This is a genomic window from Candidatus Eremiobacteraceae bacterium (assembly GCA_036511855.1).
Taxonomy (GTDB): domain Bacteria; phylum Vulcanimicrobiota; class Vulcanimicrobiia; order Eremiobacterales; family Eremiobacteraceae; genus JABCYQ01.
Genome location: DATCBN010000045.1, coordinates 1 through 14,435, shown reverse-complemented (window position 1 = coordinate 14,435; position 14,435 = coordinate 1). Strand labels below are relative to the sequence as shown.

Below are 14,435 nucleotides of genomic sequence, written 5' to 3'. Positions count from 1 at the left end.
TTACTATCGGTTCGTTTGCCTGCCGGGCTGAGCGTGGACGATGACTGTAGCAACGACGAAAGACGCAACGATATTACGAAGTGCACGACTAGCCCTCGCTTGCGTTGTGCGCGACTATCCGGTCGGTTCCGCGCACATTGTGAAGTCTCGACGTGACGCACATGCGCATCGTGACTTGCATCCGGCGTTTTACGGCTGCTTCGACTGGCACTCGGCGGTGGAAAATCACTGGGTCCTCGTGCGGATCGCCCGGCTCTACCCACTTATCCCGCTGGTCAAACGCATAGAACGCGTGTTATCCATCCATATACAGCCAGCAAGGATGCGACGCGAAGCTGAATACTTCTCAGTTGCGGAGCGAGCCAGTTTCGAGCGGCCGTACGGACTGGCGTGGGTTCTCCAGCTCAGCGCGGAATTGCGCTCGTGGGACACGCCGTTGGGCCGGCGCCTTTATAGTGCGCTGCGTCCGCTCCAAAAAGCTGCGATTTCGTCGCTATGCGCGTGGCTTCCGAAGTTGTCCCATCCGATTCGCTCCGGCGTGCATTCGCAAACCGCGTTCGCGATGGGCATTGCTCTAGACTACGCGCGCAGCGGGGGAGATCGAGATTTTACCGGATTGCTCGTGAAGTGCGCGCGCCGATTTTATGCTCGCGACCAAGATGGGCCCATCGCGTACGAACCATCCGGGCACGATTTTCTTTCGCCATGTTTGGCAGAGTCGGACCTGATGCGACGCGTGTTCGCGCCGCGACGCTTTGCCAAGTGGCTCACGCGCTTTCTCCCAGGCCGGCTGACGATGCGGCCGGTCGCGGTAACCGATCCGCACGATGGCCAGCTCGCGCATTACGCCGGCTTGAACTTGAGCCGCGCGTGGATGCTCAACGGGATAGCGGCGGGTCTGCCGGACGGCGACGATCGCATAAAGAGCTTGCGAAAGCTGGCGCTTGAGCACCGTCGAGCCGGACTAGACTCGCTTGAATGGAATGGATACGAGACGACCCATTGGCTTGGGGCGTATGCTGTGTATCTGGACACGGCGCGCGGGATCGATCGAGAATGAGAACGGGATGGGCAAGCGATGCTTGCCCTAGTACAGTTGCCCTCCTCAAAAAATCAAATGGGGCAAGCGATGCTTGCCCTCCTACTGCATGATCTTGCATGCAGACCTCGATGCGTTCTACGCGGCCGTCGCCCAACGCGACGATCCGGCGCTTCGTGGCAAGCCACTGGTCGTCAGCGGGCGCAGCCGGCGCGCTGTCGTGTTGACCGCATCGTACGAGGCGCGTCCGTTCGGCGTGCGCAGCGCGATGCCGCTTTTCATGGCGCTGCAAAAATGTCCGCAGTTGGTGGTCGTGCCGCCGGATTTTTCCAAATATCGCGACGCGAGCCGCGCGATGTTCGGCGTGTTGCGGGCCGAGGCCACGGTTGTCGAGGGTCTTTCGCTCGACGAAGCTTTCTGCGATCTAGGTCCGGTGGAGCTCGACGAGGCGCGGAACACGGCCGTGCGAATCAAAGCGGCGGTGCGAGCCGCGACCGCGTTGACGATCTCGGTCGGCATCGCGGCCGCCAAAATCGTCGCGAAGATAGCCAGCGACGACGGCAAACCCGATGGGCTCGTCTGCGTCGTGCCCGGGACCGAAGCGGAGTATCTCGCGCAGAAACCCGTTGGGCGTCTGTGGGGGGTCGGTCCGAAGACCGAAGCGCGACTGCGCGCGGCCGGCATCGAACGCATCGGCCAACTCGCAGTCCTCGATGACGAGCGGTCGTTCGCCTTGTTCGGACGCTACGGCCACGAAATGCGCGACCTCGCCCGCGGCATCGATAGACGCCGCGTGTCCGACGAACACTCCGTGCACTCGATCTCAAGTGAAGAGACGTTCGAACACGATGTGACCGACGTCCGCGCTCTCGTTCTAGCGGTACGCGCGCAGGCCGCTGAATTGTCGGAACGTCTCCGCCGGCGCGGTTTGCGCGCGTTGACCGTGGGTGTCAAGGTGAAATTGGCAAACTTCACGGCGCACGGCCGCCAGACAACGCTGTCGGAACCGACCGACGACGCGCGGATCATCGCGGCGGCCGCTGCGTTTTGCGTGCGGCGGGCGGGACTTAAGAATGCGCGAGTGCGACTTGTGGGGACAAAAGTCGCAGCGCTCGCCGCCGCGGGTGCGAAACAGATAAGCCTGTTCGACCGGAGCGGCGACTGACCGCTTCCGCAGGGCAGCATCGCGATACCCTCTAACCCCATACCCTAAGCGAAAGGGGTCACGATGATCCTCAACAACGTCGAAGTGATGTTCGGCGGACAGGCCGGCGACGGCAGTCTCACCACAGGCGATCTGATCGCCGGTGTGTTCAAACACATGGGCCTCGAAGTCTACACATATAAGGACTTCCCGTCACGCATCCGCGGCGGCCACACGAACTACGTGATCCGAGCGGGTGAGAAACAAAACTACGGCATGGCCGATTTCGTCGATGGCCTCGTGGCGTTCGATCTCGAGGCCATCGAAAAGCACATACACGAGATTCGCCCCGGCGGATTTATCATCTTCGACAACACCCATGACAAGTTGACGGACGCAGTGCGGCGGCCCGACGTGCATTTCTACGAAGTGCCGCTGGCGAAGATCGCTAAGGAAGAGATCGGGCTTGAACTGGTCCGCAACACCGTGTCGCTTGGCGTGCTGAGCCGGCTTATCGGCATGGATGCGGAGACCGTCCTCGGTGACGTCACCTCGGTCTACCAGCGTAAAGGTGAGAAGGTCGTCGATCTCAACATCAGGGCGATAAAGGCCGGCGAAAAATATGTCGACGATCATTTCGATCGGCCTAGCGGATACGGTTTGACCAAGGCCGTTGACGGGGACCGGCTCATCATGATGGGCAACGACGCGATCGCCTACGGCGCGCTCGTGGCGGGCTGCCGGTTCATGGCCGGCTATCCCATCACCCCCGCGACAGACGTGCTGGAATGGATGGCCAAGTACGCGCCAAAGTACGGCGGCGTCGTGGTGCAGGCCGAGGACGAACTCTCAGCCATCAACATGGTCATCGGCGCGAGCTTCGCCGGCGTGCGGGCCATGACGTCCACTTCGGGGCCGGGCCAAGCGCTGATGACGGAAGCCATCGGTCTCGCGGGCGTGCTGGAGATCCCGGTCGTGGTGATCGAATGCGCGCGTGCCGGGCCCTCCACCGGCATGCCTACCAAGACCGAGCAGAGCAATCTCAACCATCTCATTTTTTCGGGTCATGGCGAGATCCCGCGCGTCGTCATCGCGCCGGGCACGGTCGAAGAATCGTTCTATCTCACCGCAATCGCCTTCAATATCGCGGAGAAGTATCAACTGCCGGTGTTCGTTCTCTCCGAGCAGGCGCTGTGTCAGAGCAAGGCCACCCTGCCCTCACTGGACGTCACGGCGGTCACCGTGGACCGGGGCAAGCTCGAGCGCAACGGCAACTTGAAGTTCGGCGAGTACCGGCGGTTTGCGTTCACCGACGACGGCGTGTCTCCGCGCGCGGTGCCCGGGACCGAGGGCGGCATGTATCTAGCGGCCGGCTCCGAGCACAACGATCATGGCGTCATCACCGAAGATGCGGGCAACCGCACGAAGATGATGGACAAGCGGATGCAAAAACTCATATCGATGCGGCCGGAATTGCCGAAGGCGAACATCCTCGGCGATCGATCGGCCCGCGTCGCCATCATCGGCTACGGATCGAATCGCGGTCCGATAGCCGAAGCCCAAGAACGGCTCGCCGCCGCCGGAACACCGACGCGTTTCATGCAGTTGCGCACCTTGTGGCCGTTCCCGGAAGATGAAGTGCGCGACTTCATCCAAGATGCGTATCACATCTTCGTGGTGGAGAACAATTTCACCGGGCAGTTGGACCGCCTGATCCGTTACGTGGTCGGGCCATTGCCGAACATGCACACGGTGCTGAAGTACAACGGCAAGCCGTTCCGGCCGATCGAGATCATGGATGCGATCACGTCCGTCGTGGCCGGCGCGGCCGCACCCCGGCCCGTGGGAGTCTGATTCGAAATGGCGACAACACTCACCGCGAAAGATTTCGCCACCACCACGCCGTCGTGGTGGTGCCCGGGCTGCGGCGACTTCGGCGTCATCGCCTCGTTGAAGCAGGCTGCGGCGGATATGGGGCTGCAGCCCAAGGACACCGCCTTCATCTCAGGGATCGGCTGCTCCGGCAAGATCTCAGGTTACTTCCACTCGTATGCGTTTCACGGAGTGCACGGGCGCGCGTTGCCGGTGGCGACCGCAGTCAAATTGGCGAATAGAGACCTGACCGTGATCGCGGCCGGCGGCGACGGCGATGGCTACGCCATCGGTGCGGGCCACTTCATGCACGCAGTCCGGCGCAATCCCGACGTGACCTATATCGTCATGGACAACCAGACGTACGGCTTGACCAAGGGCCAATCGTCGCCCACATCTTCGCTCGGCTACGTCACCGGCACGTCGCCGGGCGGCAATCCCGACGAACCGCTCAACGGATTGGCCGTCGCGTTAGCGGCCGGCGGAACGTTCATCGCCCGCGGTTTTTCCTCCGAACCCAAAGCCATGACGGAGATGATGAAAGCCGCCATAGCCCACCCGGGCTTTGCCATCGTCGAAGTGATGTCGCCGTGCGTGACCTTCAACAAGATCAACACGTACAAGTGGTTCAAAGAAAACGTGTACCATCTCAGCGATCTTCCGGACTACGATCCGCACAACCGCGCGCAGGCGTTCGACGTGCTCATGCAGCCGGGCAAGATCCCGCTCGGCATCATCTACACCGAGATACGGCCGACGCTCGAATCGCTCACCATCAAGGATTCGCCGGCCATCGCCGGGTTGGATATCGAAACGCCCGACGCACGCTTTGCGGGGATACAAGAAGCGTATCGCTAGACTGAAATCGGCACTACGCACCGATCTGATCATCGCGCTGTGCGCGCTGCTCGTGAGCACGCTGACCGCAGCGGCAGTGATCTATCAGGGTAAAATCCTTTCGAGCCAACTCAGCGTCGCCGTCTGGCCGTACATCTCGTTCCAATCCACGTCGAGCAACACAACGCTCGAGCTGGATGTGCAAAACGTGGGCGCCGGCCCCGCGCTCATCCGCAGTGCGATCCTCCTCATCGATGGAAAACCGCAGCCGTCGCTCGCGGCCGGATTGCGCGAGCTTGGATACCGCGCCGGCCATAACGACAACGTCACCTTGAGCTCGATGGGACCGGGCGACGTGTTGAGAGCGGCGGAATCCGTTAGGATCGCACGCGTGCGTTCGCTTCAGTTCGCGCAAGAGGCAGCGGCGCTGCAAAAGCGCGTGCGCCTACACGTCTGCTATTGTTCGATCCTTGGCGATTGCTGGCTCGCGCAAAGCGATGTCGAATCGCCGGTCGCGATCAAATCGTGCGACGCTTCGACCGCCGGTCGCATCGGACCGTAGTAAACAATCGTCAGGCGAGGGCTTGGTCGACGACTGAAGAGCGCTCCGCCCAGATGCTAGTTCGCAGTAACTCGATTCACGCCACCGGAATGTCGTACATCATCCGATAACTCACTGTAGACCGATCCGCGCGAGGCATGATTCCGCGCGGTGTTTCGGGACGCGGAACTTTGCCATGCCGGATGACGTTGACTTTAGTGTTGTCGTCGACTATGGCGCAGAGCCGCCGCGGCAACCACCAACGATACTAGGAGAACCAATGTTTCAGAACACCACATCGCGCGCGAACTTCCCCATCGTCGGCGGCACGCTAGCTTTGCTGACCGGATTGATCCTCAGCGCACAGCCGGCAAGCGCTGCCGGATTCAGCGTGCTGGTCAATGGTCAAACTGTGTCGCTCACCCAGCCCGCCGTCGAAAAAGGCGGACGAGTGTTCGTGCCCTTGCGCAACATCTTCGAAAGTTTGGGAGCCGGCGTCGCGTACGACAACGGCACTATCAATGCCACCTCGGGCGACAAGACCGTGCAGGTGAAGATCGGGTCGAATCAGGCAATCGTCAACGGCCAAGCCACCTATCTCGACGCCGCTCCCTACATCGTCGGCGCCACGACCATGGTTCCGCTTCGCTTCGTCTCCGAGGCGCTGGGCGCCGAGGTCGACTATAATCAGAACACCGGCGCGATCAACATCGCCGCTGCGAAGCCGCCGATTCCGAACGGATCGAGCATCAACGCCACGCTCCTGACGGACGCGAACACGAAGTCGGCGTATGCGGGTCAACCGATCAAGTTGGCAGTAAAGGGGCCATTCCCGACCAACGGCGCCTTATTGGCCGGCGCAACATTGTTCGGCAGCGTCCTCGCGGTGCAGTCGGCGAGCCAAGGCCGAACTGCGAGCATCGAACTGACGGTCACCAGCATTCAACTCGCGGGCACGCAACTTCAACAGCCGATCACGGCCAAGATCGTGAAGATCAACGTCAGCCAGAAAAACAACATCACGAACGAGGCTGCGGGCACGCTTGGCGGCATGCTGATCGGCAATTGGATCGGCAAGGCGATCGGGACGAGCAAAGGCGTCGGCGGCCTCGTCGGCGCAGCGGGCGGCTACTTGCTGACCTCGAATAGCAAGCAGAATCTCGACGTTGCGGCCGGATCGACAGTGCAGCTTCAGTTGCTGGACACGCTGCTTCTGAAGTAACTCGCCAAGACCGGCGCGCAAATAACAGAGACCGCGGAGCAGTGCTCCGCGGTCTCTGTTATTGGGCCGGCTGACGACGGCGCGCTAGATGCCGCTGTCGCGCAGGCGGATAAGATCGGCCACCGTCAGGTGAGCGTAACCGTGCGAGGCGAGCTTCTTCACGTACGCCCCGTCGACGCCATGGTCGCGCAACCGGACGAGATCGTCGGCCGAGATATTTGAATAGCCTGCGCTGCGCATCTCGTCCACGAAATCGGTGTCGACGCCGTGATCGCGAAGCCGCACGAGATCGTCGATCGAAAGGCCCGCGTAACCGTCTTTTTGCATTCCGCGGATGAAGCCTGCGTCGACGCCATGGTCGCGAGTGCGAATGGCGTCTTCGGCAGAGATGTTTTTGTAGCCGAGCGCCGCGAGAGCGCGGAGGTAATCGCCGTCCACTCCGTGATCGCGAAGCCGCACGAGAGCGCCGACGTTTTGCAAGCGATAGCCGAAACCCGCCATGTCTTTCAAGAAGGAAGTCGTGACGCCGTGTTCGCCCATGCGCACAAGATCGTCGATGCTCGGACGAGCGTAGCCGTCTGCTTTCAGCTCGTCGACATAGGCTAGGCCGATGTCGCCGAGCGCCAGCCGCAACGACTGATCGCCCGAAGGCGCATCGATCCCGCGTTTTGCGAGACCGGCTGCGAATGACGAGCTGGCTGCGAACTCAAACGTACCGCCGCCTTTTTGATGTGCGACCCACCCGTCGCACGTGAACGTGCCGGCGTCGCGGATCAACCGGAACGAAACGTGCGAACCGCCCGAATTGAGTTGAGCGGCGGCAAGCCCGGTGAGGGCGTCGAGCCGCATCGGCTGCGACGATTCGTAGTCATCGTGATGCGAAGCGCTTGAAGAACTGGCGCGCAACGTGAACTCCACGGAAGCGCTCGAGCGCGATGAGTCGATCAACCATTGACCGTTGTTCGGGAGTCCGTCATCCGACGACGCGTTAACGGGGGCTGCGAGCGCTGTCAACAAGACCGCCGCGAACGCGCACTGAACCAGCCGCCGTCGCCGGCGGACACGAAGATCGTTCATTTTTGGTTACTCCACTCCTACGGATTTCATTCGGATGAGATCGTCGACCGAGAGACCGCTCCCGCCGATTCCTTTGCTGCGCAGCATGCGCACGTAACTCGCATCAACGCCGACCGCGCGCAGGCGCACGAGGTCGTTCGGCGAGAGTTTGTCATAGCCAAGCTTTGCGAACGACCGGACGTAATCGGCATCCACGCCGAGAGCCCGCATCTGGGTGAGTTGTTCGATCGAAGACTTCGAGTGCAGCGCCGCATTCATTTCGCGGATGTATTCCGGGTCGACGCCGATCGAGCGCATGCGGATCACGTCCTCGAGACTGATGCGCGGGTAGCCGCTCGACTGCAGGCGATTGAGAAAATCTCCGTCAACGCCGACCGACGCCATTCGTACGAGGGATTCAACGCTGGGCCTTGAGCCGCTGTAGCGGACAGCCGCGTCGATCAGTTCGCCGTCGACGCCGACATTCTTGAGTTGCACGAGATCGTCGACCGAAAGATTCTTGTATCCCGCCGAAGCGAGCGCGTCGAGGAAGTCGCCGCCGGATGATCCAGAGCGGCTCTTGAATGCGGCCGGCGCTATTGCCGGAACCGCATTCGACGTGGGAGCGGCGGGAGCGGCCGGAGCGACGGGTGCCGTCGATCCGCCCGCGGCAGCGGAAGCGACCATATTTGTGAACGCATGCATGAACGTCTTCTGTTTGAGCTTCAGATGAAGCTCCGTCATGGAATGTTCGACGCTTTGAATGGGTGTGCCGAGCATGGCCTTCACACCGACATGCAGGTCTACGGCAGCCGGTTTGAGCGCGCGCGCAACAGGAAGTGCTAGTCTGGCGAGCTGGTGTTCATGCCGGGCTTGGCCGCCCACAAGGGTCGGCCCCACATGGGATTGGTCCGGTCCCACATGGATCTGGGTCGGCCCTACATGGTCGATGGCGTTGGCGTTGCTTACCGGACTCACATGCGAAGCCACACCCGGCACCGAGTGCGCGGGGAGCGGCGTAGCCGCGATGACCGGCAATTGCACGCGCGCCACCGCGATGGCCACGATCGCGAGACCGACAAGTGCGTAGCGCACCGTGGTTCCGATGGTCGTGGAGCCGTTGTGTCCGTGTTCGAGCAGGCGCTCGACGCGCACGAGCAGTTGCTTTCTGTTGAAGAAGAAGCCCGGCGCCGGCAGTGCGCGCCCGCGGCCGAAGCCGTTGACCGCGATGTGCGTGAGGCATTTCGCGTATTGGACTCGCTCCGCGAGCGGCTCGACCGCAAAATCGTCGCACGCGATCTCCCGTTCGACGTTGAGGCTGCGGCCGATGAGATGCACGGCCGGGTTGAGGCACATGATTGCTTGCACGACGAGCTGCATGGCGTTGGCGACGTCGTCCCAGCGGCGCACATGCGCGTGCTCGTGGCGCACGATGCGCTGGAGATCGTCTGTCGTGAGTTCGGCGGCCAGCGTTGCCGGCAGTGCGATGGCGGGTCTTGCAAAACCCAGCACGCACGGCATCGTGAGGTCGGTGGCGATCCCGACCACGACCGGCCTGGCCGAATTCGCGATGAGGTGATCGACCATTGCGTCGTCCATGGGCACGAGCCCACGCTTTACGCGCCGCAGCCGCACGTATGCGATCACAAGGCGGTAAAGCATCACCGCGGTAAAGCCGATCCAGGTCAGAAGAAGCGGCACCGCAACACGGCTCAACGCGGCGCCGATCGAAGCGGCGATTCCGGCGGCGAGCGTGCGTATTTGTGCGAGTCGGTCGGGTGCGGCTTCAACGGCGTAGCCGATCGTGGTCGTCGGAAGCGTGACGGCGGACGCGCGAGAGACTGCGGCATGCTCGGTCGCACGCGGATACGTGACGGTTCCCGTCTGTACGACATTGAAATGAACCGGCGATGGGACCGCGATCGGCTGTGTCACCGATGCACGCGCAAGACCGAAGTCGATCGCCGGCAATGCGGCGACCGCGATGAGCGCCGCGAACCATACCGCGTATCTCGTGGAGGCGCTTGAACGGGGGAAGAAGCGGAGCGCCATCGATGTGACGGCGACGAGCGCGAGACCCTGCCAGCAGGCGTTGAAAAGGGCACCGACGGCTTGAGTGATCATGCTCTCTTCCTCGCTTCGGCGACCAGGGTTTCTATGCGCAGCAGTTCGGCTTTTGAGAGGCTGTCGTTTTGGATCAGGCTTTGCGCGAGCAATTCCGCGGAGTCATCGAAAAATCTGCCAAGAAGATGTCGCAGCGCGGTTCTCGAGGCCTCTTCGCGGGCGACCGCCGCCGCATAGACAAACGCCCGACCCGCAGTGGTGTGGCTCAAGTAGCCTTTGTCTTCCAAGATTCGCAGAGTGGTTTGCACTGTATTGAAGGCGAGCGGGCGCGATTTCGGCAGCGCCTCGACGACATCTGCTACCGTTGCCTGCTGTTTCGCCCAGACGATTTCCATGAGTTGCTGCTCAACTTCAGTCAGGACGGCGGATTTGGGACGTGCCACTCGTGCCTCCATACCTAAGTAATTAGGTGATAGGGGTACTTTATCACTCAGCGGCCATTCGTGTCAACTAAATTATTAGGTACACTCTGCGAACTCCTCAGTGCACGGCGGCGGCCGACGCAGTCCATACGCGATCTTCATCCATCAGCTTCTCGTATCGCTTGCGCACGACCGCAGCGAGCGCATAGTGGGTGGATATCGGCGGTCCTTGCGACCCGAACACACCGAACAAAAGGCCTTGGATATCCTCGCGCATGGCGCCCGGCCGGTTGATGGAGTCTTCATCGTTTTTGAATCCCGCGCTGAGACGGCTCTCGAGCGCCGTGCCCGCATCCGCCACAGCTTGAATTTTCGCGATGTCCGCCGCCGGCGCGCCGCTCTTGGTCTGCGAGGCTATCGTCGCGTCGAGCCGCTTCTCCGTATCGTCGAGACGATCCAGCGCGACGTTGACCGAGCCGTACATCGCGTAGACCGATTCGATGAAATCGTGACGCTTCTGGTAGTCGGCTTGCGTCCATGACAAGCGTGCATCCGGCTTCACCACGAACGCCTTCGAGATCGTGCGGTCCGCGAAGCGGACTCGTACGGTGTAATCGCCCGGTACGACGGAGACGCCCGTCGTCTCGCGACGCTCATCTTTGGACGGCGCTGTTGTCCACGCCGGCGGCGGATCTTGCTGCAGGTTCCAGACGTAGCTATTGTAGCCGGCGAAATTCGTGACGTCGGGTTCGGTCTTGTCCGTATCGCCGACGGGGTGCGTGCCCGCGACGTGGCGGATGAGCCTTCCGCGCGCGTCGAGTATGTCGATGACCGGCGACGCTTTCGCCGGCTTTGCCTGATAGAAGTAGATCACCGCTCCAGCCGGCGGATTGGCGGCGCTGTATTCGGTGTAGAGGCCCTCGAGCGAGCCACCGCGTTGAAACGCGATCGTGGGCCGAGGCGCGAAGACATACTCGCCTGCCTGTACGGCGGCGTTGAATTGCTGCAGCGGCCGCGCATCGTCGAGCACCCAGGCCGAGCGGCCGTGCGTGCCGATGACGATCGCGCCATCGCGCGTCTGAAAGCGGATGTCTTGCACCGAAGCCGGCGGCAAATTCAATTGCAACGATTGCCAATGCTTACCGCCGTTGTACGAGATCCAGACACCGAGCTCGGTGCCGGCATAGAGGATGTTCGGATCGACGGGATCCTGACGCACGGTGCGCGCGAACTGATCCGGCGGCAGATCGCTCGCGATAGACGTCCATGATTTGCCGAAATCCGTCGTACTGAAGGCGTATGGAGCCGTATCGCCTGAGAAGTGCCGATCTACGATCGCAAAAGCCGTGCCGGCGGCGAATGTAGACGGAGCGACCGTCTCCACCCGGCCGAGTGCCCCGACGTTGCGGGGACTGACGTTGGACCAATGCGCGCCTCCGTCGCGCGTCAACTGGATATGACCGTCATCGGTGCCCACCCATATCTCGCCGCGCGCGACCGCAGAACCCTCGATGTCGAGAATCGTGTCGAAGTACTCGGCGCCGGATACATCCTTTGAGATCGGTCCGCCGGGTATCACTTGATGCGACTTGTCGTTAAGCGTGAGATCGGGACTGATCGGCGTCCAATGACGGCCTTCGTCGTGCGATTGGAAGACGACGTCGCCGCCGTACCAGACGGTGTGCGGGTCCCATGGCGCAAACGCGATCGGCGAATCCCAATTGAAGCGATAGCGAGCTTTGCCGTAATCGAACGTGCCAAACGCCCCAGGAGCCGGTTCGACGTCGTAGCTCTCGCGCGTGGTGCGATTGAAGACGTGGACGACGCCGTCTTCGAGATCGGCCCAGACGAGATTTGGATTTGCCGGATCCGGCACCGCCCATTCGCCGTCACCGCCGATGACCGGTTGGGCGTATGCGTTGGTGACGCCGCTGCGGTCGAGGCTATTGGACGGCCAACACCAGCCGTTGTTGTCCTGGAATCCGGCGCAGATATTGTACGGCGTGGCGTTATCGAGTCCGACATGATAGATCTGACCGATGGCGAGATTGCGCGAGTACGACCATGAATCGCCACCGTCGACCGAAAGCGCGAAGCCGCCATCTTCGCCGAGCATGATGCGTTTCGGATTGTTGGGCGCTATCCATATCGCATGATAATCCACGTGCACGTCGTCGGCTATGGTCTTAAAGGTCTTGCCTGCGTCCGTGCTTTGCGCCGCCATTTCGGACACCGAATAGACTCGATCGGCGTTGCTCGGGTCGACGGCGATATGGCTGAAATAAAATGGGCGCTGATCGATCAGCGTGTTATCGTTGACCATGGTCCACGTCGAGCCCGAATCGTCCGAACGCCACAAGAAGCCTTCGGTCGACTGGATCAGCGCGTACACGCGGGCGGGATTGCTCGGCGCGATCGCAAGCGCGATGCGGCCGGTGTCGCCGGAAGGAAGGCCGTGGCCGGCCTGCTTGGTCCAGGTGGCGCCGCCGTCGACAGACTTATAGAGGCCGTCGTCGGGGCCGCCGCTTGAAAACGTCCACGGCACGCGCCGGAATTGCCAGACGCCGGCGTAGACGATCGCCGGATTCTTCGGATCCATGGCAAGGTCCGATATGCCGCTTTGCAATCCGACGTTGAGCGTCTGCTTCCATGTCTTGCCGCCATCGGAGGTTTCGTAGACTCCGCGATCCGGCGTATCGCGGAATAGGTCGCCGAGTGCGCCCACTAAGACGTGATCCGGATTTGCCGGATCGATCACGATGCTCGAGATCTGACGCGTCGCGTCGAGGCCGAGATGCTGCCACGTCTTGCCGGCGTCGGTCGACTTGTAGACGCCATTCCCGTACGAGACGTCGTTTCGCGGATTCGTCTCACCCGTTCCCACCCACACGGTCTTGTCGTCCGATGGAGCGATGGCGATCGCTCCGATCGCGGCGATCCCTTCCTTGTCGAACACCGGCGCCCACGTGGCGCCGCCGTTCGAGCTCTTCCAAACTCCGCCGTCCGCAGCGCCTAGATAGTAGAGGAACGGATCGTTCGCGCTCCCGACGACGGCCGAAACGCGGCCGCCCGACGCGGCTGGTCCGACCGAGCGCCACTTGAGTTGATCGAATGGTCCGCTGCTGGGTGAAGGGGACGGTGCGGGCGACGCGTCGTCCGCTGCCGAGACCGATGAGGCTAGGCCGATGATTGCGATGGAAACAAGAATAGACGCGACTGCTGCGTGTGGGCGCATTTTGCGTACCTCCGGTGCAGCGTGCCTTCTTAGTCCGGAGTCCGCGTCCTGCCCCTAGGGCCAGTGCAGCGACGACAAATCGGCCGCCGGGTCGTGACCTGCTGCGACGACATCAAAGCCTTCAGGTTTTCCGGCCGGCACTTTGAAGTACGCGGTGCCTTCGCCGGAATAGTCGGCCGTGAAGGTGCCGAGCCGGACTTGGTGACCGTCGCGTTTTTCCCAGACGTCGAATTGATTCTCCGCCGCAAGCTGATCGGCGACGATGAAGACCCACGATCCATCGGCGGCGTAGATGGCCTTTGCATTTCCCGATCCGGCGGCGCCGGTGAGCGGATGATGCACGAAGTGCGAATGCACGAGGGCTTCCACCGGCGTTGGCGCGAGCGGCGAAACGGCCGTTCGAAGTTGCATATTCCAGGCGAACAAGCCGAGACAGGCTGCGGTGGCGAGACCGGCGAGGGCGGGCCAAGCGCGGCCGCGGCCGGGCTTGAGGGTTGCGATCGGCGCCGGCCCCGCGACGGTCCGCAGCGGCGTTGCGCTTTCGCGCGCCGGCGTGTCGGATTCGAGCGCGGCGACGCCTTGCACGGCCTCGGCGACGAGCACCGCACAGGTCTGGCACTGATCGGCGTGATCGAGAAGCGCCTGCGCGCGCTCCGGCGCGAGTTCGCCGAAAGCGTACTCTTGGATGTCATCGAATGAATGTTGCATCATGCTCCACCGTTATTCATGAGTCGTGCGAGACGTTGCAGCGCCATCTGCGAGCGCCGTTTGACCGTGCCGAGCGGCGCGCCGGTACGTTCGGCCACTTGGGCCAGCGTCAGCCGGTCGAAGTATGCGAGACGGATGACGTCTCGTTGTTCTTGCGGCAAATCGTCGAGCGCGGCGCGAACCGATGCCGCTGTCTCGTCGGCAGTGACGACGTCCGATGGATCTAGCCCGGTTTCGACCGGCGTCGTCGCGAGATCGCGCTCTTCGCGGAGCCGGCGGCGGGTGTCGGCGCGCA

The 14,435-nt window shown here is 62.2% G+C and carries 12 protein-coding genes; 6 read left to right on the top strand and 6 right to left on the bottom strand.

The features are described 5' to 3' along the window. The first annotated feature begins 40 nt into the window (after window positions 1–40). The 6 genes from VII69_06895 to VII69_06870 all read left to right on the top strand — a co-directional run bounded on the left by VII69_06895 (window position 41) and on the right by VII69_06870 (window position 6,655). A complete protein-coding gene (locus VII69_06895; GenBank protein ID HEY5094822.1) occupies window positions 41–1,060 on the top strand; it encodes a DUF2891 domain-containing protein in 1,020 nt (339 codons plus the stop codon). A gap of 73 nt (window positions 1,061–1,133) precedes the next feature. Next, complete coding sequence (dinB, locus tag VII69_06890) at window positions 1,134–2,204, top strand: DNA polymerase IV (protein ID HEY5094821.1); 1,071 nt, start codon at window positions 1,134–1,136, stop codon at window positions 2,202–2,204. A 63-nt stretch (window positions 2,205–2,267) separates the two neighbouring features. Then, the gene (locus VII69_06885) at window positions 2,268–4,037 is read left to right on the top strand and encodes a 2-oxoacid:acceptor oxidoreductase subunit alpha (protein HEY5094820.1); all 1,770 of its coding nucleotides are present in this window, start codon (window positions 2,268–2,270) and stop codon (window positions 4,035–4,037) included. A gap of 6 nt (window positions 4,038–4,043) precedes the next feature. Then, window positions 4,044–4,913 (top strand): 2-oxoacid:ferredoxin oxidoreductase subunit beta, encoded by an 870-nt coding sequence (locus tag VII69_06880; protein HEY5094819.1) that lies wholly within the window; start codon window positions 4,044–4,046, stop codon window positions 4,911–4,913. Then, window positions 4,885–5,454: a hypothetical protein gene (locus VII69_06875; protein ID HEY5094818.1), complete on the top strand. Its 570-nt coding sequence runs from the start codon at window positions 4,885–4,887 to the stop codon at window positions 5,452–5,454. Before VII69_06880 ends, VII69_06875 begins: the two co-directional genes overlap by 29 nt. A gap of 259 nt (window positions 5,455–5,713) precedes the next feature. After that, the gene (locus VII69_06870) at window positions 5,714–6,655 is read left to right on the top strand and encodes a copper amine oxidase N-terminal domain-containing protein (protein ID HEY5094817.1); all 942 of its coding nucleotides are present in this window, start codon (window positions 5,714–5,716) and stop codon (window positions 6,653–6,655) included. 84 nt (window positions 6,656–6,739) lie between these two features. Here VII69_06870 and VII69_06865 read toward each other — a convergent pair whose 3' ends face one another. The 6 genes from VII69_06865 to VII69_06840 form a co-directional block, all read right to left on the bottom strand. Beyond that, the gene (locus tag VII69_06865; GenBank protein ID HEY5094816.1) at window positions 6,740–7,732 is read right to left on the bottom strand and encodes a hypothetical protein; all 993 of its coding nucleotides are present in this window, start codon (window positions 7,730–7,732) and stop codon (window positions 6,740–6,742) included. Between the two features lie 6 nt (window positions 7,733–7,738). Beyond that, window positions 7,739–9,835 (bottom strand): M56 family metallopeptidase, encoded by a 2,097-nt coding sequence (locus VII69_06860; GenBank protein ID HEY5094815.1) that lies wholly within the window; start codon window positions 9,833–9,835, stop codon window positions 7,739–7,741. Then, window positions 9,832–10,218 carry a BlaI/MecI/CopY family transcriptional regulator gene (locus tag VII69_06855; GenBank protein ID HEY5094814.1) on the bottom strand — a complete coding sequence of 129 codons (387 nt, stop codon included), beginning with the start codon at window positions 10,216–10,218 and terminating at the stop codon, window positions 9,832–9,834. The genes VII69_06860 and VII69_06855 overlap by 4 nt, the downstream gene beginning before the upstream one ends. A gap of 97 nt (window positions 10,219–10,315) precedes the next feature. Then, window positions 10,316–13,432 carry a hypothetical protein gene (locus VII69_06850; protein ID HEY5094813.1) on the bottom strand — a complete coding sequence of 1,039 codons (3,117 nt, stop codon included), beginning with the start codon at window positions 13,430–13,432 and terminating at the stop codon, window positions 10,316–10,318. A 54-nt stretch (window positions 13,433–13,486) separates the two neighbouring features. Beyond that, window positions 13,487–14,143, bottom strand: coding sequence for a hypothetical protein (locus VII69_06845; GenBank protein ID HEY5094812.1), 657 nt, complete (start codon window positions 14,141–14,143; stop codon window positions 13,487–13,489). Then, the coding region (locus VII69_06840) for a sigma-70 family RNA polymerase sigma factor (GenBank protein HEY5094811.1) at window positions 14,140–14,435 on the bottom strand (296 nt) is incomplete at its 5' end. The genes VII69_06840 and VII69_06845, both read right to left, overlap by 4 nt.

Coding starts and splice junctions, on each gene's coding strand:
- VII69_06895 (HEY5094822.1), top strand. CDS start 41: ATGACTGTAGCAACGACGAAAGACGCAACGATATTACGAAGTGCACGA.
- VII69_06885 (HEY5094820.1), top strand. CDS start 2,268: ATGATCCTCAACAACGTCGAAGTGATGTTCGGCGGACAGGCCGGCGAC.
- VII69_06880 (HEY5094819.1), top strand. CDS start 4,044: ATGGCGACAACACTCACCGCGAAAGATTTCGCCACCACCACGCCGTCG.
- VII69_06870 (HEY5094817.1), top strand. CDS start 5,714: ATGTTTCAGAACACCACATCGCGCGCGAACTTCCCCATCGTCGGCGGC.
- VII69_06865 (HEY5094816.1), bottom strand. CDS start 7,732: ATGAACGATCTTCGTGTCCGCCGGCGACGGCGGCTGGTTCAGTGCGCG.
- VII69_06860 (HEY5094815.1), bottom strand. CDS start 9,835: ATGATCACTCAAGCCGTCGGTGCCCTTTTCAACGCCTGCTGGCAGGGT.
- VII69_06850 (HEY5094813.1), bottom strand. CDS start 13,432: ATGCGCCCACACGCAGCAGTCGCGTCTATTCTTGTTTCCATCGCAATC.
- VII69_06845 (HEY5094812.1), bottom strand. CDS start 14,143: ATGATGCAACATTCATTCGATGACATCCAAGAGTACGCTTTCGGCGAA.